The sequence below is a fragment of the Methanococcoides methylutens genome (genome assembly GCF_000765475.1).
Taxonomy (GTDB): domain Archaea; phylum Halobacteriota; class Methanosarcinia; order Methanosarcinales; family Methanosarcinaceae; genus Methanococcoides; species Methanococcoides methylutens.
In genome coordinates this window covers 100,961-126,435 of record NZ_JRHO01000009.1, presented here as the reverse complement: position 1 = coordinate 126,435, position 25,475 = coordinate 100,961, and the positions used below count along the sequence as shown (strand labels likewise).

Here is a 25,475-nt window from a genome sequence, read left to right as displayed (position 1 = left end):
TCACCCCTTTACAAAACCGGATGACAGAAGTGCTGCACCCACAGCACCGATAAGCTGTGAATGTGGAGGCACGAGTACATCGATCTTCAAGAGATCCCCAAGGGCCTTTGGAACACCTGCAATAAGAGAAGAACCGCCCACAAGGATGAGTGGTTCCTTGACTTCCACTTCCTGAAGCTGCTGTTCGAAGATCTGCTCGACCACACTGTGGCAGGCTGCAGCAGCTACATCCTCAGGGATCGAGCCTTTAGCAAGGGAGTTCACAAGGGACTGGATTCCGAAAACGATACAGTAACTGTTCATTTCCACGTTCTTTTCCATACCCCGCACAGCAAGCTCACCAAGTTCTGTGATCTCAACACCAAGACGCTTAGAGGTCATCTCAAGGAAGCGACCGGAAGCACCTGCACAGATACCACCCATTGTGAACATGCCAGGAATACCGTCCTGTACGGATATAGCCTTGTTGTCCATTCCGCCAATATCGATAACTGTTGCACTACCCTGTTGCTTGCCTGCAAGATAGACGGCACCTTTTGAGTTCACAGTGATCTCTTCCTGCACAAGATCAGCATTGAAATGCTCACCTATCAGGAAACGACCGTACCCGGTAGTACCTATTGCCTGGATGTCTTCCCTCTTCAATCCTGCCTGGTCCAGTGCCTGCTGCAGAGCAGTATCCGCACTTTCAAGGACCTTGATGGTCGGGACCCAGCCCTCACCAATGATCTCATCATCCTTCATTACAACTGCTTTAGTTGTGGTCGAACCGGAATCGATACCTGCGGTGATACCTACCTGATGTTCCCTGGCAAGTAAGTGCTTCCTTCTTGCAATGGTAGTAAGTGCTTCAAGACGGGTCAGCAAAGTTGCTGCCGTAGTACGTTCAGTAAATGAATAACTGATAACAGGAAGCCCTGAGTTCTGGAAGATATACCTGCGGATCTCATTCCTGACAATAGCAGCTTCTGCACAGCGGAAACATGATGTCACGAACACACCATCAACCTTGGCAACACCTTCTACCACTGCTTTTGCCCTTGCCATCATAAGTTTCAGGTCAGGACTTGCGACCTCAAGGCCGAACTCCATCCCTATCGTGTCAAGTGATGCGACATCCATCTCAGGGTAGACCAGCTTCGCATTCAGTCTGCTTGCAGCACTTTCCAGCTCTTTCTGAACACCTGCATACTCGCTTCCACAGGAAACAAGTGCTATCAATACCTGATCTTTTTCACTCATTCATCATCACTTCCTGTTGGCAGGGCTTTCAAAAACTCTGCTATATTGTACACGAAAGCCTTTCCTTCCTCTTCTGTATGAGGATATTGTATTTCAAGAACAGGAATGTCCTTCTCCCTTATGAGAAACTTCGTCAGCTCATTTGTACGTGCACATCCCATGCAGCCAAAGCTTATGGATGCATCACCGACAATAATTGCAGCTTCCGCAATATCGATCAGCGGACCAATGATAGACATCCTGCCCCTAACACCTGCCGGAACTTCCACAGCTGCATATTTCAGACCATGCTTTGGCCCCTCAGGAGTTATGTTCAAAGGAGGAGAATCCACACCTACAGTAGTGATCTTCTCGCGTATCTTCTCCATCATAGCAAGAGGCTCATGCCCGAATCTCTCGACCATGTCGGAAAGGATAAGGCTGTTTGTTGGATAAATGATAACTTTTGCCAAAATAACACCTCATAATTCTGAATCAATGATCTTTTTCAACTTCGATACATCCAGTTTTTGGGGAACTTCCTTTTCTTCAAGCGGCTCACCGGCATCATACTCGTCCAGTGCCCTGCCTATCATTGGAAGCATGCTAACCTCTTCCCTCAGGAAATGGAAACCAGGCCTTGGGCCTCCACCCCTTCCGGCACGACATCTTACTTCCGCACCTGGCTTAAAGCCCCTTTCCTTAACAAATATATGATTGCGGTCCATGGAGCGGAGGGTTTCCACAACCCTGTTAACAGCATCCCTGGGACCATTCACCATTGTCCCGAAACAGGTCTCTTTGATAGTGATGGCGTCCTCTGACTCATATACCTTCATGGCTGCATCCATTGGCAGGACGCTGTCAGAACTTATCACAACGATCTTGGTGATATTATCATCAATATCTTCAGCCATCATTGATCACTCTCTGTAGCTTCAATAACATACATTATATCCCCGTCCTTCATGCCCTTAAGTTTTTCAGGCTCAAGGATACGGCCTATGATATTCGTACTTGTGAACTTCTCACCTGTAGGACCGAACACGTCATCGTCCTCAAGCTTCACACCGACCATACCATGCCTCTTTGCTGCCTGGTTAGTAACACCAAGTTCACCTGCTGCTACCTTTCCCTGAGGAACGTTCTCGGGCAGGATCTCCTTGTATTTTTCAGCGGATTTCTCTGCCTTGAAGATGTAAGTATTCTCATACGTCATCATGATGGGCAGTGCACCAACCGGTTTGAACTGAAGATCGATAGCATGCCTGAAGAAATCAAGCGTCTTGGGAGCAAGTTCATCATAAAGTTTAACGCTCACAAGCTTTGAGTCCGGAACACCTACAACTTCCACCTTTCCTTCCTTCAGAACATCAATACTATGTGCAGGTTTCTGCTCAACGATAACAGCATCATCTTCAGTATAACCCTGCTTTACAAGCTCAATGCCAAGAGCTGTGAGCTTCCCTTCAGCTTCCTTAAAGGACAGGCCTAAGAGCCAGATAGGTTCAGGAGATGTCTTCACCATCAGCTTCTGGTCGGACTCTGCCATCTGGACAAGCTCGACTCCATGAGAAAGATGCCCTACAATAGAATGCATTATACTTGCAGGCCTGTCATCCTTAGCGATGAACACCTTTCCGGTTCCATAGCCCACGGTCCTGACCCATACTGAACCTTTTGTCCGGGGATCGAAATTCTCAAATTTGCACATCTCACCATGCAGTGAATGATCAGAAATAAAAGAACTTGAAACAAATTCCACATCAAAGGTACCATCGCGCGTCAATGCAAAGAAATGTTCTGCACCCTCAGGTGCTTCAGGATCGATCTCGACCCCTATGTAGGTGAATATCCTGGAACCTTCCTCGATGACCGTACTCAGGTCAGTGGTACACAAATGCTCTCCGGTCTCTTCCCATTCCAGAACCGGCTCAATGTCAATTATGCTGTCACCGCTACCAAGCTCGGACAGGATATTAATCCCGCTTACGACCTTACCAAAAATGCCATCTTCCGGAGTACCATATTCCGAAGAATGGTCCTCCAGTGCAATTATCATATGAGAGTTATCCGGATCAAGGCCACCTGCACCGAAAACAACATCATATTTGTTTAGTGATAATAAAGAATGAGTCGGCACAATATCAGCTTTGAAGGGACCAAATGCCAATGCATCCCTGGAATCCCAACGAACCTTTGTACCTTCATATTCATTAAAATGCTCTGCCCATACATCGGCAGATGCTGAATCGCCTTCCAGTTCTATCCTGAAGTCCCCTTTCGAGGTCTTCACGACATAATCTATTATAGCACCGCTTTTGCGACCTTCGTCCTTCTTAAGAATACCTATAGCAGTACCTTTCCTGTAAGGAGCCTGCGATGCTTTAATAGCATCCCCCAGAGTAGAACCCGGGGGCAATGCTACCTGATTATTATTGACCTCAACACTAATCTTACCGCTCAGGATTATCGCCTCCACTACATAATATAGGGAGCTCAATTTTAAACTTATGCTTCCTGAGCAACAAGTAAACGTTCTTCCTCGGTAAGCTGGGAAAGAACATCATTAGGTTCGCCAACAGCTACTATCTTAGCATCCCTCATTAGGGCAACGCGGTCACATGCTTCCTGCAGGAAATCCATGTCGTGTGAAACGATAACAAATGTATCACCCATCTCATCACGTGCCTTAAGAATGGACCTTGTAACCTCGATCTTAGTGATCGGGTCCATTGTACCAGTAGGTTCGTCCATCACAATGATGTTTGGCTCTTTCATAAGGATCTGTGCAAGAGCAACCCTGTGCCTCTCACCCTCACTTATGTCATCAGCCATCTTTGGCAGGATAGACTTTGCCTTCTCTTCAGAGAAACCAGTAGCAATCAATGTCTTTATTGCCTTGCGAACTGCAAGCTCGTAAGGAAGATCGATGCCTATAGACTCTGTCAGGTTATCAATAATGCTTCTGTGAGTGTAAAGTCCGTATTCCTGATGCAGGATACCCATGTATTTGGTAGCCCGACCCCTGTTGTCAGGACCCGGAGTTGTCATATCGATCCATTCATCCCCCACACGCACGCGAATATCTCCTTTTGTGGGTTGCACGATACCCATGAGGATCTCAGAGGTTGTTGTCTTCCCTGCACCACTGGTACCTGCAAGACCAAAGATCTCTCCTTCCTTTACTTCAAAGGAAACATCATTGACAGCATGTACGACACCCCTGGTAACAGAGATGTATTTCTTAACAAGGTTCTTTACATCGATAATAGGTTCACCAAGAACGATATTTTCGCTCTTTTCAATGTGTGACACCATCTTCATAAACTCAGTTGCAACCTCATGAGGATCACCCTCCATGACGACCTCACCATCGTCGAGGATGATGGCCTTGTCTGCAAGCTCCTCGATAACATCTGACCAGTGAGATGTAATTACCATGGTCATGTTGTAAGCTTTAACAGCCCTTTCGATGACATCGTGGACTACATCTGCAGTTCTTGGGTCAAGGGTACCTGTAGGTTCATCAGCAAGAAGCAGCATTGGGTTTCTTACAAGTTGTCTTGCAAGGACTACCCTCTGTTTTTCCCCACCGCTTAAGTCACGTGCAACATGCATCATACGATGGGACAATCGTACATCCTCAAGAAGCTCCATTGCCCTTGACATAGCATCATTACCAGTGTAACCGATTTCAGTAAGAGAATTCATGACGTTTGCAACTACCTGGTCATCACCATACAGTGCGAACGTACGCTGGAGCATGATTGCGATCCTTTTGGAAACGTTTTTGCGTTCGTGAGCATGAAGGGACAATGCAACAAAGTCCGCATCAAATGCTTTCATCACGTCACCCTTACAGTGACGGCATGTTTCACCTACCTTGCTTGGCGGATCGATATGATCACATTTATCACATCTTGCCAGATGATAGATGATCGAACCAGAGATATTCTCATATTCCTCGGCTCCCCTCAAAGCGTGCATCAGGATGGTCTTTCCTGCGCCGCTTCGACCCAAAATTCCAATGACCTCACCTTCATTGATGTTAAGATTGATGTTTTTCAGAACATTTACACCATCATAAGATATAGTCAGGTCTTTGACCTCAATGAACAATGACATTTGATTTCCTCCGATATGGTTGAGAGTAAGTACCTAATTATTATATTACATATTATGTTACTTAACAAATTTGGACAGTGTGATATAACCCACCAAATTATCGTTTCGTTTCTGACTAGAAATTATTAAGATTTTGTCCACTGTGGACATATCAGCATTACATAATGCAGTACATAAACATAACGCATTGCCATATCGCCGTTAACATTCAAAAGCAATGACTAACGAAGCAATACCACATTCAGACAACAGTAAAAATTGCATTAAAGAGAATCAACTATACCCAGAACTTCCCTGATATCCCTGATCACCACATCTGCAGATCTCTCCAGTTTTTCGGGGCGTTCATCCCCCTGTTGAAGGGTTACAACGCCAATGTCAGCAGCCCTCAAGGCAAGAATATCATTAAGACCATCACCAACCATCAAAACACGGTCATATTTCTCTTTCAGGTCAAGGACTATACGTGCCTTTTCACGAGTAGTGGCAATATCGTACACCCTTTCCATAGGTATATCGATGCATCCTGCAAGCTGCTTGAGATTTCGTCTGCTGTCACCTGATGCAATATAGACATCCACCCCGCGTGCTTTCAATTGATCGATGGTATCCTTAGTATCATGGAACATGCGACCTCCTGTACTCAGTACATATGGAATAGAGTGATCATTGCTGTCAACGATTATGCCTGCTGCCACATAGAATATTTTAGGGCAATGAACCTTCACCGCATCGACCACCTGAAGGATATCACCTATCTTAATATGGCTATCCTTAATTATATCATAAGCCTCGTCCAAAGAAAAAGGAATACTTGCACAACTTATATCGATAGCTACCCCATGACCTTCAATAAAATCAATAACGCGCATGTTGCGGTCAACACTAAGGATCACAGCCGGCTCTGTATGGAGCACTATCAGTGCACGACCCTTGCGCTGAGCTACAAGAGCAGTACTTTCCACACCTGTGATAGTTTTCCCGCTGTTAATATCCTTTGCCACACGATACATGTGTAACAGGGTTCCTGCACTATCGAAAACTACAGCTATGCTTTTTTTCATGTTGATATGATTCGACATAACCAATTATTAATTTTATGTTCTCAAAAAGAGAAGTGATCTTTTCAATCACTTACGATAACAATTTCAGAAGGGTTCTCAACAATTATCTCAGGACTGCCTTTGTATTCAATAACCTTCCCGGTCACCAGCACATGCTTGCCATCATAGTAAACCTCAGGACTCTGCAGGAACCTGTCCCAATCTTCCGACCAGATCACGACAGTAAAATAACCTTCATAAGGATCATGGAAATTGAGGTAAATAATACCATTCCCATCATGTTTTGTTGTGCGGACCACAGTGCCCTCGACAGTTACCGTCTGCCCCACATATCTTCCTGCATCAAGATAAGAGATAATAGTCTTTCCTACTTCCTGAGAGGCTGCCTCAGACCATAATCCTACACCCCTTTCCCTTGCATAGGATTCAGATCCCTCCAGTTGATCCTGATAATATGTATCAGGCTCATACGTTTTTGAAACCGCCAATCCCGAAAGCACCAGATCATTGTTCACCATACTACCATCAAGCCAGACATATCTTAACAGACGTCCGTATCGATCCGTATCGCTCACATCTGCTTCGAGTCTGACCGTCCTCCCAGGAAGATTGTCGATCATATACTGTTTTGCTTCATCATAATATGGCTCCCCTCTTTCAGGAGTGTCCACCCCTATAAGACGGACCTTCTCACCAGTAGATATGACAAAGGTATCGCCATCGATCACCTCTGTCACATTTGCAAAAGTAACAGTTAGCCCTGGAGCTGCCTCATCAGGACCAACACATCCTGATACTGAAAGGATGGAACTTAAGAGGAACAGACTCAAAATGATCTTACGCATAGGAAGAGGTTTTCATCAAGATATTTCAAGTTTCCTGCAAATACCAACGTGTCAAAAATAGAAAAAAAGAGATGATACTTTTCAGAAATATATGCATACCGAAAGATAATAGTTTACTATATATACAAGGTTAGCAAAGGAAACTTGTTACGTTAGTAAGTGTCCTTCAATAGAACAATTTTATCCACAGGAAGGTAACCAGATTGCAGAACCACGCTTTACCAAAAATACTGGTTGTCGATGATAATCAGAAGATCTTAGAACTGATGGAGGCATACCTGGCCTCTGACTACGAAGTACTAACTGCCTACAATGGAAAAGAAGGTCTTGACATCATTAAAAAAGAAGATATCGACCTTGCCCTGATAGACATTATGATGCCTGATATAGAAGGATACGAAGTTTGTAACATATTGAAAAATGATCCACACACCCGATTTATACCTGTAATAATAGTATCCGCCCTTTCAAACAGGAAAGATCGCATAAAAGGATTTGAAGCCGGTGCTGATGAGTTCCTGACAAAACCTGTTGATCAGCTGGAACTTAAAACACGGATCCGATCACTTCTGAAAATAAAGGAACTTAACGAGAAGAACGAATCTGAACGCAACCTTGCACGCAATTACCTGGACATTGCCGGAGTTATGATCACGGTTTTTGGTACTGACCGAAAGATCCAGCTCATGAATAAAAAAGGATGCGAGATAATCGGTTGCAGAGATGGTTCTTTGATCGGAGAAGACTTTTACGAAACACTGGTGCCCGAAAGATACAGAAAAGAGGGAATTGAACAATTCTACCGGTTTATCGGAGGGAAGACAGGAGGCTTAGAAAGCTTCGAAACCCCAATTCTGAGATTGGATGGCAAGGAGAGACAAATACAGTGGCATAACTCACTCCTGCATGGCAGAGAGGGAGAGATCATCGGAGTCTTGTGCTCAGGTGAAGACATAACCGACAGGAAAAGGGCTGAAGAGGCACTTATCAAAGCAGATGAGATACACGAGAAGGAGATACATCATCGGATCAAGAACAATCTTCAGGTAATTTCCAGTCTTCTTGACCTTGAATCATCCAAGTTCAGTGACCCCAATATTGTCAGTGCTTTCGAGAAAAGCAGGGATAGAGTCCATTCAATCGCAATTGCCAATGAGAGAATTTACCGTTCAAAAGAGATGGGAAAAGTCAATTTTTCCAATTATGTGCAGGATGTCGTAAACTACCTGTAGCACATGAACGAACACCAGATCGAGTTAATAGACATAAATATCGAATCAAAGGACATTTTCATGAACTTTGATACCGCAACGCATCTGGGGTTGATATTAAATGAGCTTATCATAAACAGTTTCAAATATGCATTCCCGGATGGAAGTGGCACCATCTCAATTCGTTTCCAGCAAATTGATGATCGTTTCACCCTTATAGTAGAAGATGATGGCACTGGATTCCCTGTAAAGGAAATATTAGCAACAGATACCCTTGGGCTGAAACTTGTAAATGAACTTGTAGAACAGATCCAGGGCGAGATCCATATTGATGGAAGTTCAGGCTCAAAGTATACGATCAACTTCCGGAATTTAGTCCCTTCCAAAAAAGACTTATCCTTTGAAAATAAACTCTAATGTAGCAAGCAACTTTGCAACGAATGAGAGATTATGAACACCAGGCAAATAATAATCATAGCACTGCTTATAATTGCACTTGTAATTCCGGGTTCCAGCCTGTTAGGTGAAAAGGAATATCCCAAATTCTTAGAAGAACCATGGGACCATTCACCAATTACAGTATATATAGATGAGCAGAACACACCCCCGCATTACAGCCCCTCATATCAACCCACGGTGATCAGGGCCCTGCAATACTGGGAAAAGGGTGGAAACGGAAAGCTTAGTTACAACCCTGTTTTTGAACTTGCTAATACTTCTGATGCAGACATCTACATAATGTGGGTGGAGAATATGGAAGAGGTCACCGGTGCAGAGGAGGGAGTTGCCGGTTTTTGCAGACCGATGATCGCTAATGGCCGATACGTCCACGCAGACATCGTACTGGAAGTAGGTGATTACAAAGGTTATTCCTGGCAACAATACGGTGATGACAATATGGAACAACTTGTCACTCATGAACTTGGTCATGCCCTTGGACTTGGCCACAGCAATGACATAAGGGACATTATGTACCCCACCTATGAGCAAAGGGAGAATCTGAACCCACTTCTTGTACAAACAACATATCCACTTATAGTCATAAGCATATTGATAGCCATTGGGATCTCCGGATATCTTGGAGTAGGCTGGTTACGATATCATAAAAGAAGGAAGCGACTTGAGAACGAACTTCTCAAAGAGATGAAGTGATCGTTTCGTTGTAAAATTGAGCAGAACAATTACCCGGAGATAAAAATGAAAGGAAAGCGTTTGAGGTCGTTCTGTCTGATTATTCCACTTCCGGGACTGGCATCAAAATGGAAAGCCTTCAAAAAGAAAGCTTGAACAACTTGGGCTTTTAAATGATAGCTGAAAAGAACGTTCAGAAGGACATTAATTTAAATAGTTTAGAAACCTCCACTCATTTGAAAGGCTTTATACGTTAACTTCTTATACAGAACGTAGAATTATAAGCACAGATTTATCCATTAATAAAAAACTTGACGCTTTTTTACGAGTGACAGGAGGATCATAAATGAAACAGCAGGTAGAGGTTAAAGAACTTAAAGAAGGTAAGTACGTACTTGAAGGTGATGAACCATGTGTGATCAAGAGCATCACAAAATCAAAACCAGGTAAGCATGGTTCCGCAAAGGCAAGAATCGAAGCAATTGGTATCTTCGACGGTCAGAAGCGTTCCATTATAAGCTCAGTTTCCGCCAAGACATACGTTCCAATCGTAGAACGTAAGACAGCACAGGTATTGTCCATTTCAGGAGATGTTGCTCAACTCATGGACATGGAAGATTACTCCACATTCGAACTATCCATCCCTGAACAGTTCAAGGATAGAGTTGCTGAAGGCGGAGATATCACATACCTTACATCCATGGGCAAAATGAAGATCGACCTTAGATAAACACCCTTTTAAGGGATAATATGTTCTACCGGCCTGGCATGATGGATGCACTGGCAGATCACGGATCTGCCGAGTATGTCCTTTTTGGAGTACCATTTGATCGTACATCCTCATTCCGTGCCGGGAGCAGATGGGCTCCGGATGCTATGCGGAGTGCCTCTGCAAATTTTGAAAGTTATAACTCTTTTTTTGATATTGATCTTGCTGAACTTCCCATATATGATGCAGGGAACTTCGAAGCAGGAGTTCTGGTCGAAGATGTGCTTAGTGAGCTCTATCTGGATGTCATCGGAATTACTGATGAAGGAAAAATACCCATAATGATGGGCGGAGAACACTCCCTTACCCTTCCATGTGTTAAAGCCTGTGCGAAAAACGCAGATGGGGAGTTTGGAGTTGTCGTACTGGATGCACATTTTGACCTTCGTGATGAATTTGAAGGTGTGAAGTACAACCATGCCTGCGTGTCAAGACATATACGTGACGAGGTCACTGATAATTATGTGACCATAGGGGTACGAAGTGGCCCAAAGGAAGAATGGGATTTTGCAAAAGATAACGATATCTGTTATTATACACCTGAGGATGTCGCTACCAAGGGACCCGAATTACTTGTTCAGGAAATAAAGGAATACCTTAACTGCGACAGCATCTACCTGTCACTGGACATGGATGCCCTCGATCCTGCATATGCACCTGCACTGGGAACACCGGAACCATTCGGCCTTAGTTCTGTGGAAGTACGGGATATCGTAAGAGGACTGGCCCCCATGTCAGTGGGTTTCGATGTGGTGGAGATCGCACCCGAATATGACAGCGGCCAAACTGCCATCCTTGGTACAAAACTTATCCGCGAATTCATTGCTGCACAAGCTGCTTCAATGAAGTGATATTTCTTCATGGTTAAGTTTATACACACCCCCAACAATCATATGGACAGAGACCATGACAGAGGAAATAATAGTAGTTTGCCCAATGTGTTCACCAAAGGATGCAGTGGGACATGATGTTTTAAGACCAGGACAGAACCCTGTAGTCCAATGCCACGAATGCGGAGCAGTGCATCCCGCTACAATCGAAGAAAAAAAGCCCGTTAAAGTTAAGGTTATCGTCAGCAAGGATGACGTTTCATTCACACTTCACACAGACATCGACGCCGGAGAAATGATATATATCGATGACGAACTTGTGGTAGATGATGAAGAAGCAGATGAGGTATACCCGATCATCGTCACTGCTATCGAATCAGGCGGTCGCCGGTTAGACCGGGAAGAGATAGAGAACATCGATGTCATCTGGGGACGTGCCACAGATGAAGTTACCACAAAAATATCAATAAAGGTCCGCAACGGATCAACATCTGTGGAAAAAAGAGTGCCGGGAGAATTCGAGTTCGTTGTAGGCCAGAACTACAATGCTGAAAGGAAGGATTTCCACATAACCAAGATCAAGATAAGGGATGGAGGATTCCAGTCCCGTAAAGGAGATCGGGTTCCTGCTAAGTATATCAAACGTATCTTTGCTACCGAAGCACATAAAAGAGGATGGGGAGAGGCAAAGACTTCATGGAGTTCGAAGAGAGAAGAAAGATACTGATAGATTCCCTGAAGATAAACGGGATCAGTGACAGAGTCCTTGACGCGATGATGCGCGTCCCAAGGCACCTTTTTATACCCGAGAGACTACAGGAGACCGCATATATGGACATGCCCCTCCCCATAGGGCATGACCAGACGATCTCGGCACCACACATGGTCGCGATCATGTGTGAACTGCTGGATATTTCCAGTGGAATGAAGATCCTGGAAGTTGGAAGTGGTTCGGGCTACAATGCTGCTATTATGGCAGAACTTGTAGGAGATGAAGGTCACATATATACAGTGGAACGCATACCCGAGCTGGCTTATTTTGCAGAGAAGAACCTCAAAAGAGCAGGATACAGGAATGTCACCGTTCTTCAGGATGACGGGTCCTGTGGCCTGGCCAAACATGCACCCTATGAACGTATCAGTGTGACCTCTGCAGCACCGGAAGTTCCACGACCACTTATTGATCAGCTGGCACCTGAAGGCATAATGGCGATCCCTGTAGGCAATGGTGAGCAGCAACTTGTCGTTGTGAAAAAAGATATGAAAGGCAAGGTCAGCTACAAGTCTTGGGGAGCTGTTATTTTTGTACCACTTATTGGGAAGTATGGATATTGAAGATCATATAGACAAACCATGCTTTTTGACAATATTTTTTATTAATCTAACCTAACTTTTCCTAAACATATATACACACGCCAAACTATATACCCATACATAGATTTATGACCTGAGATAGGCGGATTATATGGAAACTAGAAAAATACAGCAGACCGGCGGATCCACATATATTGTATCCCTTCCAAAGAAGTGGGCTGAACGTGCCGGAATTACAACTGGTTCACAGGTAACGCTCCAGCCACAGCAAGACGGAACCCTTAACATTGCAGCTGAGGGAAGTTCCAGGAACCCTAAAAAAAAGAATATTATTGATGTTAACGCATGCTTTGGAGACGAACTTGTAAGACTGCTGATAGCAGCATACCTATCGGGTCCTGACATGATCGAGATCAGAGCCAACCGAATACAGGCTGAGCAGAAGAAGATCATAAGGAACATCTGTTACAAGCTCATTGGGCCGGAGATCATCGAAGAGACCGCAAACTCTGTGCTGATCCAGGACCTTTTGAATCCCAACGAGGTTTCAATTAAAAAAAGTGTCAGGAGAATGTTCCTGATATCAAATTCAATGTTAAAGGATGCAATGCAGGCGCTGAAAACCCAGGACCATGACCTTGCTCTTGATGTTATCGAACGTGATGACGAAGTGGACAGGCTTTTCCTGCTTATTTCAAAACAGTTCAGGACAGTACTTCGGGGAAGCCGCCTTCCCGATACATCAGAGACCACAATTGATGAGTACCACGACCTGCGTCTTTCTGCAAGTTCACTGGAACGTATAGCAGACCACGCATTCAAGATAGCAAAGATAGCAGCCACACTTGACAGCCCGATACCGGCAGATACCATGGCACTCATCGAAAGCTCCAGCACCACTTCAAGGGATATGGTGGAAGATGCCATAGATGCATTATACAACCAGAACACTGATCTTGCCAACCAGGTGATATCAAAGGTCGATGGTACGAAAGCAAGGATAAATGAACTGAACGCATCACTTCTTGACCTTGATTCCCCTGAAGCGATTGTGGCGCTGGGGACCGTGGCAGACAGTATCGACAGAATAGGAGAGTACGGAGCAAATATTGCAGAATTTGCGATCAATCTGTCAATGGCAATTGTCCAGAGCAAATAATGGTCCAATGAGGTCAGGAAGGAACAGGACCAAATGAAAATTTAAGCGATTATTTATAAGGTATGAGTAATATCAAATCATCATAGATTTTAGTAGATATCACGATCTAACTCGGAGGAAATGGATGGGCGTAATAAGATCTTTTAAGAAAAATTTTTCAAACTTCTTCAAGAAGTTGTTTAACAAAAAGAATGCAAGGATAGGAATCTATGGCCCGCCTAATGCCGGGAAGACAACTCTTGCAAACAGGATAGTCAGGGACTGGACCGGTGATGCAATGGGTTCTGTTTCACACATTGCTCACGAAACACGCCGTGCAAGGCGTAGAGAAGGTGTGACCATACAGTCCAACGGCGGTTCCATCAGCCTGGATATCATTGACACCCCGGGTCTTGCTACCAAGATCGATTTCCATGAGTTCATGGAACAGGGAATGAATGAAGCAGAATCCAAGAGAAGAGCAAAGGAAGCTACCGAAGGTGTTATTGAAGCTGTGAAATGGCTGGAAAACCTTGACGGAGTTATCTTAGTGATGGATGCTACGGAAGACCCTTACACACAGGTCAATGTAACGGTCATAGGCAACATGGAAGCACGAAGCCTACCTCTGCTGATCGTTGCGAACAAGGTAGACCTGCCGGAGTCATCCCCATCCACAATAAGGGAAGCATTCCCACAGCACCCAATGGTAGCAATATCAGCCCTTGAAGGAAAGAACATAGAAACTTTCTATGACGAGATCGCTAAGAGGTTTGGGTGATCGCAATGCAGGGTATTCAAATGGATTTGGTCTCAGAGGACAGACTTGCAAAGATGCCACCTGTTGAGAAAATCAGATTTATTATAGACGAGGTAAAGAGTGGCAAGATCCTTGTTCTTGAGAAAGGACTTACTCCCGAAGAGGAAGCAACTCTTATCGAAATGACCATGACACAGATCCAGCCGGATGACTTTGCAGGCATTGAAATGGAAAGTTACCCTTCACAACCAGATAGCTCATTGATCGGAAAGCTGTTCAAGAAGAATGTAGTACGTACCCGGCTTACTGTGATTGGTCCTGCAAATAAGTTAAAAACACTGAAAAAGGATCGTGACATGATAAGTGCACTTGTGTCAAACAAATAACCGCGTGGTAAATTAATGAAAAACTCTTACGATAGATCCAGGGCCAACGTCCCGGTCCATTCCCTTTCATCCTATGAGATGGGAAGTGACGACGTGAATGTGGTCTGCACTTATGGTAAGATATCGGTATGGTTTGGCCGCCAGACACCTGATGTCGTAGTAGGCCAGACCCTTATTGCCATCTCAAAAGTAGATAAATCAGCAGTCTACGAAACCGAGCTTATTTGTGATTTTGATTCCATAACCAACTATGAAAGCAATGGATATGTGCTGGTATCATATGCTAAAGCAGATAATGGATATCGCGCCATGTTCAATGTGCCATTCCATAGCAACAAAGCACTGTTCCACCTGGCAGAGAATATTATCGAAGAACTGAAGACCGATGATGCTAATCTGGACATCTACTGGAACGGCGACGATTCGGATATTACCAAGCTTTCAGATGAATTCAGGAAGATAAAAGGCTGGAGCATAAAAGAGATTATATACAAAGAGTAAGGTAAGCGCTGATACTTGCCCTTAAATGCAGGAGGAATATAGTTAATGAAAGATATAATATCTTCAACAGAGTGCGAACATTTGATCTCATCCATCGAGCTTATGGCACATCATCTCGAAAGTGTAGCCGAAAGCATTGACAAAGAAGACATCCGACAGATGTTAACACAAATCATGGAAGCTGACAGCATCTTTGTCATGGGAGCAGGTCGTTCCGGTCTCGTGGGAAAAGCATTTGCAATGCGCCTGATGCACCTTGGCCTGCGATCCTATGTCGTCGGAGAATCAACTACTCCTGCAGTCCGTAAAGGAGATGCAGTAATTGCAATATCCGGATCAGGAGAAACAAGATCTATCTCAGACCTTGGCAGGATCACAAAAGATATCGGTGCAACCCTTATCACAGTAACATCAAACAAGGAGTCAACCCTTGGCAATCTTTCTGACATCGCCATGGAGATCAAAGGAAGAACAAAGGACGATACCGGAGGCTACCTCGAAAGGCATATGCGAGGAGAATATTCACACCTCACGCCACTTGGAACATCCTTTGAGATATCTTCACTCGTTTTCCTGGATGCAATGGTAGCAGAACTTATCTCCATTACCGGAGCTTCCGAGGACGATCTGAAATCACGTCACGCTAAACTTGAGTGAAGAGGACCTAACATGAGTTCCAAAGAATTTGCACAAAGGGTTCTCAATGTAGATATATCCGGCATCAGGAAGATGTTCGAAGCTGCCGGATCAGATGCTATCAACCTTGGCCTTGGCCAGCCCGATTTTGATACGCCTTCACACATAAGGCAGGCAGCCATCGATGCCATTAACGAGGGGTTTACAGGATATACCTACGGATCAGGCATTGTAGAATTAAGAGAGGCATTGAGCCGCAAGTTCGAACGGGACAATGGATTCGAGGTCAGCCCGGACGGCATCATAGTTACATCCGGAGCATCCGAGGCACTCGAGATAGCTCTTGCAACACTTGTCGACCCCGGTGACGAGGTCATGATCGCAGATCCCGGATTTGTATCATACAATGCACTAACGGGATTTATGGGAGGAAAAGTTGTCGGAGTTCCGCTCGGGGAAGACCTGACAATGAGACCGGAAGATGTTCTTGAGAGACTCACTCCGAAAACAAAAGCAATTATCGTTAACTCCCCATGTAACCCCACCGGCGGAGTACTTTCAAAGGCCGATATGAAGGCTTATGCAGATATTGCAGACGACCATAATGTAACTCTCATTTCTGACGAGGTCTATGAGTACTTCATCTATGAAGGAGAACACGTAAGCCCTGCACAGTTCACGGATAATGTGATCACCATCAATGCAGTTTCCAAAACATACTCCATGACCGGATGGCGTGTAGGGTATACTGCTGCCAATCAGGAATACACGGAACAGATGCTGAAAGTTCACCAGTACGTACAGGCCTGTGCCAACTCAATTGCACAAAAAGCTGCACTTGCAGCCATTACCGGACCACAGGAATCAGTATTTGAAATGCGTGACGAGTTCAAAAGACGCAGGGATGTACTTGTTAAAGGTCTCAATGAGCTTGGAATGGAATGTGAAACACCAAAAGGTGCATTTTACATGTTCCCAAAGGTGGATGACAGTGCAGAAGTTGCTACAAAATTGATATCAAACGGTGTTGTAGTAGTACCCGGAACTGCCTTTGGACAGAACGGAGACGGATATATAAGGATCTCTTATGCGACATCCATGGAGGATATCAACAGGGCACTTGAGATCATGAAAAAAGTGCTTTGATCAGTCAAAGAGAGACTGATCATCTTCAATTTCTTTTTTGTTCTCGTCGATCATTTCGACAAGCTTGTCTACAATGGAATCAATGTTCTCACCCGTAGCAGTAGACATTTTTACATCCACAAATTCAGGCATTTCAAACCTTGGGTGGTCAGATTTGTTTGCCACCACGTAGACCGGCAGTTCAAAGTTCTGGACAACTTCATCAAGCAAGCGCTTCTGGTCTTCTATCTCATACCCACAGGTCTCACTTGCATCGAGGATAAAGAGCACAACAGCATCCAGGTATTTTATAGCAGTTACTGCCTGCCTTTCAACATCATTTCGTTCAGCCATCGGCCTGTCCAGAAGACCAGGAGTATCAATCACCTGATAACGTTCAAGACCTCGCATGAAATGACCGATCAGAACACCTTTAGTTGTGAAAGGATAGGATGCAACTTCAGGACTTGCACCAGTGATCATTGAAACAAAGCTGGATTTTCCCACGTTCGGATAGCCAGCCACAACAATGGTAGGCTCATCACGCACATCAGGAAGCGTCCTCAGCAGATTGCGGGCCTCGTTCAGGAAAACGAGGTGTTTGCTGACAGTTGACATTATAGATCCCATACGTCCAAACGCCTCTTTACGTGTTGAAACAGGATCTTTGCTACTACGGATCTTACCAACATACTCCCTGGATATCTCATGGAGCTTGTTACTTGCCCAGTCAACCCCACCAAGGGCCTGACGAAGATCATCAACACCGACCACTATGTCAGCGAGCTCATAATAGAATTCAGGGAGGTCATCAAAATTCGGGAAACGCCTGACAATGTTCGACAGGTTATCAGAAAGAATGTTACCGGAGGTCATGATCATTGATTCATGCGCCCTCATGGCACTATCCTTGTCCCTTACGGTCTTGCCTGCTTTTGCACGCGTAGCTCTTCGAAATGCCTTGTCTATAAGTTCATCAGAAGTAGGGACAGTGTGAATCTTCTCAAATATCATAATTTTTACCTTTATATTCAGGCTGAAACTCTCGTAAGCTATATAGTTTTGTTCCTTGAGAGGTATTTTTCATTATCATCCATTTCAAATCCTACAACATGTATATATAGTTCTTTTGAGTAAGTTTATCGAAAGAAAACGGTGATCTCATGGAACTTACACCTATTCAAAAAGAGATAATTATCGAATTGATCAACCTTCAACGTCAGAAGGATTCAGCAGTAAAAGGCGAAGAGATCGCAGAGCTTATAGACAGGAATCCCGGTACCGTAAGGAACCAGATGCAATCACTCAAGATGCTGGGACTCGTCGAAGGTGTACCCGGTCCAAAAGGCGGTTATCGCGCCACAGGTGCAGCATATGAAGCACTGAATGTTACATCCATGGACAAGGAAGCCGAAGTTCCATTATACAGAAATGAGGATATGGTCAAGGGAGCTACTGTTGCAGAGATCAGTTTTACAACGGTAAGACATCCTGAAATGTGCAGCGGCAGACTAAAAGTGCTAGGAAATATAAAGGAATTCACCGGAGGAGACCTTGTTCAGGTAGGACCTACCCCGGTAAACCGCCTGATAGTAAGAGGAGAGGTAGTTGGACGAGATGATACAGAAAATCTGTTACTGTTCAAGATAACCGAAATGGTTTCACTGCCAAAGAAGTCAGTTAAGCATTATATAAAGAAAGATACGATCTCGGTCGATGCAAACGCAACTATTCAGGAAGCTGCACGCGTATTTATCAAAAATAAGATACATGGCGCTCCAGTAGAAGAGCATGGAAAGATAGTAGGCATAGCAACTTTCATGGATATCGGGGAAACTCTTGCAAGTGGCAAGATCAACCTCAAAGTAAAGGATATCATGACGAAGAGCATCATCACGATAGATGGCGAATCGTCCCTTAGTGATGCTGTGAAAATGTTCGATGATCACAACATCGGCAGACTAATTGTCACAGTTGAGGGAGTTCCAAAAGGAATGATCTCAAAAACAGACGTATTGCATGAACTGGTCGTATACTGATACGACCTTAATGCCTTCTCTTTTTCATTTCTTCAGAGATATCTTCAAGGCTTACACCTGTTGCCGCCAGCATGACAAGAAGATGGAACAAAAGGTCAGAAGTCTCGTAGATGATCTCTTTTTTGTCATTGTCCTTTACAGCAAGGATCGTTTCTGCAGTCTCTTCACCCACTTTCTCAAGGATCTTATTGATCCCTTTCCTGTGTTCAAGAAGAGAACAAACGTATGATCCCTCAACAGGATTGTTCTTGCGATCCATTATAACGTCAAATACTTCGTTCAGAACAGACATATCTGCATCAGCCATTGGGAAAACTCCATTATAAACATTTTTTTGTCGTAAATTTAATTATTAAACATTTTTCCGGAACCTAGGACCGGATAACTTAGCTATTGTGCTACTCCTTTAAAAAGGATTTCAATTACCCGATGCTTATTTATACCTAGTTCCTCAAAAATAAATATTGTAACAGTAACTATATGCTGTAGGTATCGAACGCTGAATACTAAACACTGAATATTCTGGAGATAATAAGGAGGAAGGGAATTGATAGCAGAAAACATGCAGGTCAAAGACGTTATGACAAGAGGAGTAGTAACGGTACCGATGGAATCAAATGCTGTTGAAATAGCCAGGACAATGGCAGATAATAATGTCTCTGCCATAGTGGCTATAGAAGAGAACGGTGAAACCTTTGGCGTCATATCTGATGTAGATATCCTACGCAAAATGAAGGACAAGAACTGGGAGATATCTTCAGTTGAAGACATTATGTCCGACTCAGTAGAAACGATAAGCCCATCCTCTACCGTTCATGATGCTGCAGACCTGATGGTGGACAAAAAAGTACACCGCCTGATCGTCATGTCCGAAGAGACCGTAGGTGCTTCCTACCGACCGATAGGAATACTCAGTGCAAGAGACATAATCAAACAGCTGTTCCAGAAATAACGGATCAGCTTTCTTTTTTAAGAAAATAATGATTCAAGGGATAAGAAGCAATATGACGTTGGCTTGTAATCCTACAAAATATGACGGAATCATGTTGGTTTATAATCCAACGTCTTGACTCAGTAATCAATATTCAAATATAGCTGTTTTGGTCACCAATTAAAAAAAATAAGAACTGAGAGATAGCTCTCAGATCTTTCTTGGATCAGTTATCTCGCCTGTAAGTGCAGATGCTGCAGCTGTTGCAGGTGAACTAAGATATACGAATGATTCCGGACTGCCTTCTCGTCCCTTGAAATTACGGTTGGAAGTAGCCAGACCGACCTCGCCATCACCGAGCAGACCAAAGGATCCACCCATGCATGGTCCACAGCATGGAGACTCGACCATTGCACCGGCTTCCATGAACTGCTCCACATATCCTGCACGCAGTACCTTCATGTATTCCGTCCTTGATGCAGGAATAATGAGCAGACGTACGCCTTTTGCAACTGGTTCATCACCCATCATCTCAGCCACGATCTTGATATCCTCAAAGCGACCGTTGGTACAGGAACCAACAAAGATCTGATCGAGCTTGGTACCTTCAACTTCGGTTACCGGCTTCACATTGTCAACATTGTGAGGACAGGCGACCTGTGGTTCAAGGTCAGATACATCGTAGTCATGGAACTCTGCATATTCTGCCTCATCATCAGATTTCCAGTATGGGTCCAGCTTGTAATCAGGGATACGTTCCTGGAGGTATGCCTCTGTTACCTTGTCCGGTTCGATGATGCCTGCTTTTCCACCCATCTCAATTGCCATATTGGAAACTGTCATACGTTCTGAGATCGAAAGATCCTCGATGGCGGAACCGGCATATTCAGCTGCCATGTACCTGGCACCCTCTGCACCGACATCGCCGATCAGGTGAAGGATGAGATCCTTGGAATAGACGTTTTTTGGAAGCTTTCCGTTAACCTCGAACCTGATCGTGTCAGGAACCTTGAACCAGAGCTTTCCGGATGCGAAAACTGCTGCCATATCGGTCGATCCGACACCGGTAGAGAAAGCACCAAGGGAACCATATGCACATGTGTGTGAGTCAGAACCCACGATAAGATCACCGGGTCTTACATGCCCCATCTCAGGCATGACCTGATGGCATACACCTTCATAAACGTCATAGTTCAGTATGTCCTGCTCCTTTGCAAATTTTCGGAGCATAATGTGGTTTGCAGATGCATGGAGAGAATCAGCAGGGACCTGATGGTCAAAAACGATCACGATCTTGCTTGGGTCCCAGACCTTTTTCTCTTCCTTGTCACGCATGATGTCGTAGAAACCCTCTACTGCGAGTGGTCCTGTGATGTCGTGGGTCATTGCACGATCGATGTTCGCAAGTACAAACTCTCCTGCTTTCACCGGTTTTCCTGAAGCTTTGGAGAAGATCTTCTCTGAGATCGTCATTGGATGATCATTACTATTGGCCATGGTAATCAGTGCAATTAAGGCATATCTTATAAATAAAACAATCGATGAACATGGTCACTTATATAATTTAAGTGAAAAGATGGACATTCCAGTACAATCATGAACAACAAAGACGAGATCCCCACCTGAAAGGATATTATTGAAAATATCGAGCGAGCCAGAAGAGGTTTGTATTTCCTCAAAATTTTCATAGAGCAGGATCGTATCTTTTATTTCTGTGACATACCTGTCGATCAGATCCCTTGCAAGAATAATGGAATCCTCATAAGAGATATCTTCCCCCAGTCCCTCACACTCAGAGGTATTCAACTCCCCATTGTCGATATAGAAAGGATAGGTCCTGCAAAGCATCGACCTGTTGGCATAAATACTGCATCGGTTGTGAACGTCACCTTCGCACAAGTCATCTTTGCACAGGTCATCTTCACCCCTGACCTCTCCGTCATATCCAAGAAAAAGGCAGTCTCCCGACTCCTTCCTTTTAAGCATCCAGCCAAAAGTGTTCAGCCGTCCTTTCGAATCGAGCTCGAACTCATGAAGATGTTCACGAACGGAAGATGAAGAGTACATATCCATCCCATCCGGAAGCATTGGAATAGCAGCATCTTTAGGACATGTCGAACACCCTTCCAGCATTTCCATATCCACAGATGTAAGAAAAACACGGTTGTCACCGCCGGATCTTTTACAACAGGTTCCACACATCCGACATGAGAAACCGATCTCACGTATCTGTGATGCAATATCTTCAATTAAAATTGAGCCGGCAGCTTCAAGCTCTTCCTGAAGGCCTTTGATCAAAGACTGCCGGTAATTAGAGAACATGGTCTGTTATTTGTAGTAGTTATCAGAAGACTTATTCTACGGTCTCATCAACACCTATCGCGTTGAGGAATTTCTTAACAACTGCTTCGTTGACAAGCCTCAAAAGTGTTTGACGGTCCTTTATATCGCTGAACACACCGAGTGGGATCTGTGCTCCTGCAGCATTTGAATGACCGCCTGCAGCTTCATCCCCAAATGCCTTCCTGAGTACTTCACCGAGGTTGACCCTGATATCATTGCTTCTGCCTGAAAGGAAGATCCTGTCTTCGGAAACCCCGAAAACGATGGACGTTGAAACACCTTCAAGATTAAGCAGATAATCAGATGCCTGCGGAAGTGTATCACGGTCACGAACCACGCCAACATTGCTCAGGAGATAACTGCCTATCACCTGCCTGTTAATAATGGCTTCACCAAGAATATCAAGTGTCTCAAGAGACATAGATGGCCTTTCAAGCTGGTCCAGTATCTCATGGTCAGCCAGAGGATAAAGGAATGCTGCTGCAGAAAGGTCGGCAGAGTCCGTATTCCTCCTGAAGTCCAGTGTGTCGGTCCTGATACCATAAAGCAGCGCCGTTGCAAGCTCACTTTCAATTTCAATATTGAGCTCCTGAAGGTACTTGGTAAGTATTGTGGCAGATGCTCCCACGTTCGGGCGAATGTCCACAAAATCAGCATCAAGCTCAAGCTCACCCAGAGGGTGGTGGTCAAGGACGATGCCAAGATGCGTACCCGAAGAGAGTATGTTATTAGCACCAGGCACAGCGCAATCCACCATTGCAATATCATCAAATTCAGAGATATTGTGTTCTTCCATCCTGTTAAGGTCAATACCAAGGAGGTTTACGAATGCTTTGTTCTCCTGATGACCTATCTCACCATGGTACAGGATAGATGATCTCACATCAAATGAATCCGCGATCTTTTGCAGTGCAAGAGCACTGGCAATTGCATCCGGATCAGGATTATCATGAACTACAATAGCAAGGTCTTTGCCGGAAATTCCTTTGAACCACTGGGACAATTTATTCCCACGACGCAGGGATTCTGCACGACCCAGAGACCTTGCGACCGATCTTGCAACCAGTCTTGAAGGCATTACAACAAGATCTGCACCGAGTCCGTCCATCTCCTGCATACTTATGACATCAGATGCCCTGGCAACGCAGTAAGTATCATCCAGTTCCAGACTGGCTATATTTTCAAGTGCCTTTTTGTTGGCCTCATTATCAGAACTCAGAACAAGTATTCCGGAAAGTTCCTTTGGATTTACATGCTGAAAAATATCAGGATCTGAAATATCACCTGCGAAGGCCTCATATGCCTCTTCACGCAGCGTTTCTACCTTTTGTGTGTCCCTGTCAATGATTATAAGGTCTTTATCGAGCTCACGAAGCTCCTTTGCAACAGCAAAACCGATACTTCCACTTCCAAGTATCAGATATGTTGGATTCAACCATTTCTTGACCGGAGCATCCATTTCTTTTAAAGCGGGTATTGTTATACCTCCTTGTAAGCTATAATTCTTTATCCAGTATTAAGGTTCTTTCGGTGAATAAATGTACAGGAATAAAAGGTCATCGGGAACAAGATCGAACTTATCCCTGATCTCATCCAAAATCAGTAACATTATTGATACATCTAAATACAATGCAAACTAAAGAATAATAGAGGAACATGAGGTCGATAACATCTTCGCGAATGCGGGCAATCGATGCCAACTGTGAATATCTTGGGCTCAAAGGACTGCAACTGATGGAAAATGCAGGAGCTGCCATTGCATGCGAAGTAAAGGAGCGTATCGGCAGTGGAAAGGTCCTCTTCATTGCAGGCAGGGGGAACAACGGAGGAGATGCGTTCGTTGCTGCGAGACATCTGGCATCAGATCCGAGAATAATGGTTTATGTCGTACTTGCAGGACATTCAACCCGCATAAGGACAGATGATGCAAGACATAACTTCAATATCCTCAAACACTGCAGTATTAAAGGGACCCTTGAACTCACTGATGCATCACAACTTCAGAAGACAGGATGGATCGAAGATTCCGATATTATTATAGATGCACTGCTTGGAACCGGGATCAGCGGAAAACTGAGAGAAACAGAATCCACCATGATCGATCTGATCAACGGATCAGGTAAACCGGTGATCGCAGTTGATGTGCCATCAGGCTTTGACCCCGATGGCGGAGAGATTGACAAAGCGGTGATCGCAGATATTACCCTCACTTTTCATGAAATGAAGGCAGGACTTACGACATCCCTTGCCGGTGAATATACTTCCGAGGTTAAAGTCGTGAATATCGGAGTATGTGAAGATGCAGAAAAATGCGTCGGAGCAGGGGACCTGAAAGTCCTTCTAAGGCGCCGTGCAGATAGTCACAAAGGCAATTCCGGCAGGATACTTATCGTTGGAGGAGGACCTTATTCAGGTGCACCAGCACTTGCAGCCATGGCAGCGTTGCGAACAGGTGCCGATATTGTTACAGTCGCTGCTCCTGCCAATGTTGCAGAAACTATTGCGTCATATTCCCCTAATATAATAGTAAGACCACTTTCATCAGACATCCTTTGTGAAGAGGATGTTGAAAAGATAGCCGAACTGATAACATCACATGATGTAGTGGTCATTGGAATGGGCCTTGGAAGAGCAGACAGGACAAAATCAGCGATCGCAAAGATAATACCTTTCTGTAAGAAAGTGATTGTGGATGCTGATGGACTTTACGGCATCGAACTGCCTGTCCCCAAAGATACAACAATGATCATCACGCCGCATGCCGGGGAATTCAGATCACTTGGAGGTAACGGGCCAGATGATGTACAGGCATTCTCCAAAGAGAATGGGCTGACCGTGCTTCTTAAGGGTAAGGAAGACACCATCAGCAACGGAGAAAGGGTTGCCATCAACAGCACCGGAAATGCAGGAATGACGGTAGGTGGCACTGGCGATGTGCTCGCAGGAATTACAGGAGCGCTCTTTGCGATAAGTTCTCCAATAGAAGCAGCATGTTGTGCAGCTTTTATCAATGGTGTAGCAGGGGACCTCGCATTTGAAGAAAAGGGCAATGGACTACTTGCTACTGATATTATAGACAGGATTACAGATGTTATGAAATAAA

General features: G+C 44.5%; 28 protein-coding genes. 16 read left to right on the top strand and 12 right to left on the bottom strand.

Features of this window, described 5'->3' with window-relative positions; all coding sequences use genetic code 11:
- The 7 genes from LI82_RS03035 to LI82_RS03005 form a co-directional block, all read right to left on the bottom strand.
- Complete coding sequence (locus LI82_RS03035; protein ID WP_048193474.1) at positions 1 to 1,242, bottom strand: methanogenesis marker 15 protein; 1,242 nt, start codon at positions 1,240 to 1,242, stop codon at positions 1 to 3.
- Positions 1,239 to 1,694 carry a methanogenesis marker 5 protein gene (locus tag LI82_RS03030; protein ID WP_048193473.1) on the bottom strand — a complete coding sequence of 152 codons (456 nt, stop codon included), beginning with the start codon at positions 1,692 to 1,694 and terminating at the stop codon, positions 1,239 to 1,241. Before LI82_RS03030 ends, LI82_RS03035 begins: the two co-directional genes overlap by 4 nt.
- Positions 1,695 to 1,703: 9 nt before the next feature.
- Positions 1,704 to 2,138, bottom strand: a complete 435-nt coding sequence (locus LI82_RS03025) for a methanogenesis marker 6 protein (RefSeq protein ID WP_048193828.1) — start codon at positions 2,136 to 2,138, stop codon at positions 1,704 to 1,706.
- The gene (gene mmp3, locus LI82_RS03020; protein WP_048193827.1) at positions 2,138 to 3,703 is read right to left on the bottom strand and encodes a methyl-coenzyme M reductase-associated protein Mmp3; all 1,566 of its coding nucleotides are present in this window, start codon (positions 3,701 to 3,703) and stop codon (positions 2,138 to 2,140) included. The genes LI82_RS03025 and mmp3 overlap by 1 nt, the downstream gene beginning before the upstream one ends.
- A gap of 29 nt (positions 3,704 to 3,732) precedes the next feature.
- The gene (gene atwA, locus LI82_RS03015) at positions 3,733 to 5,349 is read right to left on the bottom strand and encodes a methyl coenzyme M reductase system, component A2 (RefSeq protein ID WP_048193472.1); all 1,617 of its coding nucleotides are present in this window, start codon (positions 5,347 to 5,349) and stop codon (positions 3,733 to 3,735) included.
- A gap of 263 nt (positions 5,350 to 5,612) precedes the next feature.
- On the bottom strand, positions 5,613 to 6,413 hold the full coding sequence (locus LI82_RS03010; protein WP_048193826.1) for an HAD family hydrolase: 801 nt from the start codon (positions 6,411 to 6,413) through the stop codon (positions 5,613 to 5,615).
- Positions 6,414 to 6,475: 62 nt separating this feature from the next.
- Positions 6,476 to 7,258 (bottom strand): thermonuclease family protein, encoded by a 783-nt coding sequence (locus LI82_RS03005; RefSeq protein ID WP_048193471.1) that lies wholly within the window; start codon positions 7,256 to 7,258, stop codon positions 6,476 to 6,478.
- A gap of 203 nt (positions 7,259 to 7,461) precedes the next feature.
- On the opposite strand from LI82_RS03005, the gene LI82_RS12375 reads away from it, so the two are divergent.
- From LI82_RS12375 to LI82_RS02940, 13 genes are all read left to right on the top strand, one after another.
- Positions 7,462 to 8,490 (top strand): response regulator, encoded by a 1,029-nt coding sequence (locus LI82_RS12375; protein ID WP_052402694.1) that lies wholly within the window; start codon positions 7,462 to 7,464, stop codon positions 8,488 to 8,490.
- A gap of 3 nt (positions 8,491 to 8,493) precedes the next feature.
- Positions 8,494 to 8,886 (top strand): sensor histidine kinase, encoded by a 393-nt coding sequence (locus LI82_RS12370; protein ID WP_052402692.1) that lies wholly within the window; start codon positions 8,494 to 8,496, stop codon positions 8,884 to 8,886.
- A gap of 33 nt (positions 8,887 to 8,919) precedes the next feature.
- Complete coding sequence (locus tag LI82_RS02990) at positions 8,920 to 9,621, top strand: M57 family metalloprotease (protein ID WP_048193470.1); 702 nt, start codon at positions 8,920 to 8,922, stop codon at positions 9,619 to 9,621.
- 325 nt (positions 9,622 to 9,946) lie between these two features.
- Positions 9,947 to 10,330: a translation initiation factor IF-5A gene (locus LI82_RS02985; RefSeq protein WP_048193469.1), complete on the top strand. Its 384-nt coding sequence runs from the start codon at positions 9,947 to 9,949 to the stop codon at positions 10,328 to 10,330.
- Between the two features lie 20 nt (positions 10,331 to 10,350).
- Positions 10,351 to 11,220 carry an agmatinase gene (gene speB / locus LI82_RS02980; RefSeq protein ID WP_048193468.1) on the top strand — a complete coding sequence of 290 codons (870 nt, stop codon included), beginning with the start codon at positions 10,351 to 10,353 and terminating at the stop codon, positions 11,218 to 11,220.
- A 55-nt stretch (positions 11,221 to 11,275) separates the two neighbouring features.
- Positions 11,276 to 11,926 (top strand): HVO_0476 family zinc finger protein, encoded by a 651-nt coding sequence (locus LI82_RS02975; RefSeq protein WP_048193467.1) that lies wholly within the window; start codon positions 11,276 to 11,278, stop codon positions 11,924 to 11,926.
- Positions 11,896 to 12,534, top strand: a complete 639-nt coding sequence (locus LI82_RS02970) for a protein-L-isoaspartate O-methyltransferase (RefSeq protein WP_048193466.1) — start codon at positions 11,896 to 11,898, stop codon at positions 12,532 to 12,534. The genes LI82_RS02975 and LI82_RS02970 overlap by 31 nt, the downstream gene beginning before the upstream one ends.
- 130 nt (positions 12,535 to 12,664) lie before the next feature.
- Positions 12,665 to 13,672, top strand: a complete 1,008-nt coding sequence (locus tag LI82_RS02965; RefSeq protein WP_081955715.1) for a phosphate uptake regulator PhoU — start codon at positions 12,665 to 12,667, stop codon at positions 13,670 to 13,672.
- A gap of 124 nt (positions 13,673 to 13,796) precedes the next feature.
- Complete coding sequence (locus tag LI82_RS02960) at positions 13,797 to 14,432, top strand: Era-like GTP-binding protein (RefSeq protein WP_048193465.1); 636 nt, start codon at positions 13,797 to 13,799, stop codon at positions 14,430 to 14,432.
- Between the two features lie 5 nt (positions 14,433 to 14,437).
- On the top strand, positions 14,438 to 14,797 hold the full coding sequence (locus LI82_RS02955; protein ID WP_048193464.1) for a DUF2073 domain-containing protein: 360 nt from the start codon (positions 14,438 to 14,440) through the stop codon (positions 14,795 to 14,797).
- A 15-nt stretch (positions 14,798 to 14,812) separates the two neighbouring features.
- Complete coding sequence (locus LI82_RS02950; RefSeq protein ID WP_048193463.1) at positions 14,813 to 15,298, top strand: hypothetical protein; 486 nt, start codon at positions 14,813 to 14,815, stop codon at positions 15,296 to 15,298.
- A 45-nt stretch (positions 15,299 to 15,343) separates the two neighbouring features.
- Positions 15,344 to 15,955: a 6-phospho-3-hexuloisomerase gene (gene hxlB / locus LI82_RS02945; protein ID WP_048193462.1), complete on the top strand. Its 612-nt coding sequence runs from the start codon at positions 15,344 to 15,346 to the stop codon at positions 15,953 to 15,955.
- A 12-nt stretch (positions 15,956 to 15,967) separates the two neighbouring features.
- A complete protein-coding gene (locus tag LI82_RS02940) occupies positions 15,968 to 17,080 on the top strand; it encodes a pyridoxal phosphate-dependent aminotransferase (protein WP_048193461.1) in 1,113 nt (370 codons plus the stop codon).
- Here LI82_RS02940 and LI82_RS02935 read toward each other — a convergent pair whose 3' ends face one another.
- Positions 17,081 to 18,073, bottom strand: coding sequence for an NOG1 family protein (locus tag LI82_RS02935; RefSeq protein ID WP_201770291.1), 993 nt, complete (start codon positions 18,071 to 18,073; stop codon positions 17,081 to 17,083).
- Between the two features lie 149 nt (positions 18,074 to 18,222).
- Here LI82_RS02935 and LI82_RS02930 point away from each other — a divergent pair, with 149 nt between their 5' ends.
- Entirely contained in the window at positions 18,223 to 19,098 is an 876-nt protein-coding gene (locus tag LI82_RS02930; protein WP_048193459.1) for a CBS domain-containing protein, read from the top strand.
- Positions 19,099 to 19,105: 7 nt separating this feature from the next.
- Here the strand turns inward: LI82_RS02930 and hisE are convergent, their stop codons facing one another.
- A complete protein-coding gene (hisE, locus tag LI82_RS02925) occupies positions 19,106 to 19,405 on the bottom strand; it encodes a phosphoribosyl-ATP diphosphatase (RefSeq protein ID WP_048193458.1) in 300 nt (99 codons plus the stop codon).
- Positions 19,406 to 19,645: 240 nt separating this feature from the next.
- Between hisE and LI82_RS02920 the strand changes: the two genes are divergently transcribed.
- On the top strand, positions 19,646 to 20,050 hold the full coding sequence (locus LI82_RS02920; protein ID WP_048193457.1) for a CBS domain-containing protein: 405 nt from the start codon (positions 19,646 to 19,648) through the stop codon (positions 20,048 to 20,050).
- Positions 20,051 to 20,239: 189 nt separating this feature from the next.
- On the opposite strand, the gene LI82_RS02915 is transcribed toward LI82_RS02920, so the two are convergent.
- From LI82_RS02915 to LI82_RS02905, 3 genes are read right to left on the bottom strand one after another with little or no spacing between them, the layout of a single operon-like run.
- Positions 20,240 to 21,526, bottom strand: a complete 1,287-nt coding sequence (locus LI82_RS02915; protein ID WP_201770290.1) for a 3-isopropylmalate dehydratase large subunit — start codon at positions 21,524 to 21,526, stop codon at positions 20,240 to 20,242.
- Positions 21,527 to 21,580: 54 nt separating this feature from the next.
- The gene (locus LI82_RS02910; protein ID WP_135607224.1) at positions 21,581 to 22,351 is read right to left on the bottom strand and encodes a YkgJ family cysteine cluster protein; all 771 of its coding nucleotides are present in this window, start codon (positions 22,349 to 22,351) and stop codon (positions 21,581 to 21,583) included.
- A 31-nt stretch (positions 22,352 to 22,382) separates the two neighbouring features.
- Positions 22,383 to 23,831 carry a DHH family phosphoesterase gene (locus tag LI82_RS02905; RefSeq protein WP_048193454.1) on the bottom strand — a complete coding sequence of 483 codons (1,449 nt, stop codon included), beginning with the start codon at positions 23,829 to 23,831 and terminating at the stop codon, positions 22,383 to 22,385.
- Between the two features lie 197 nt (positions 23,832 to 24,028).
- Here LI82_RS02905 and LI82_RS02900 point away from each other — a divergent pair, with 197 nt between their 5' ends.
- Positions 24,029 to 25,474 (top strand): bifunctional ADP-dependent NAD(P)H-hydrate dehydratase/NAD(P)H-hydrate epimerase, encoded by a 1,446-nt coding sequence (locus LI82_RS02900; RefSeq protein ID WP_048193453.1) that lies wholly within the window; start codon positions 24,029 to 24,031, stop codon positions 25,472 to 25,474.
- The last annotated feature ends 1 nt before the right edge of the window (position 25,475 follow it).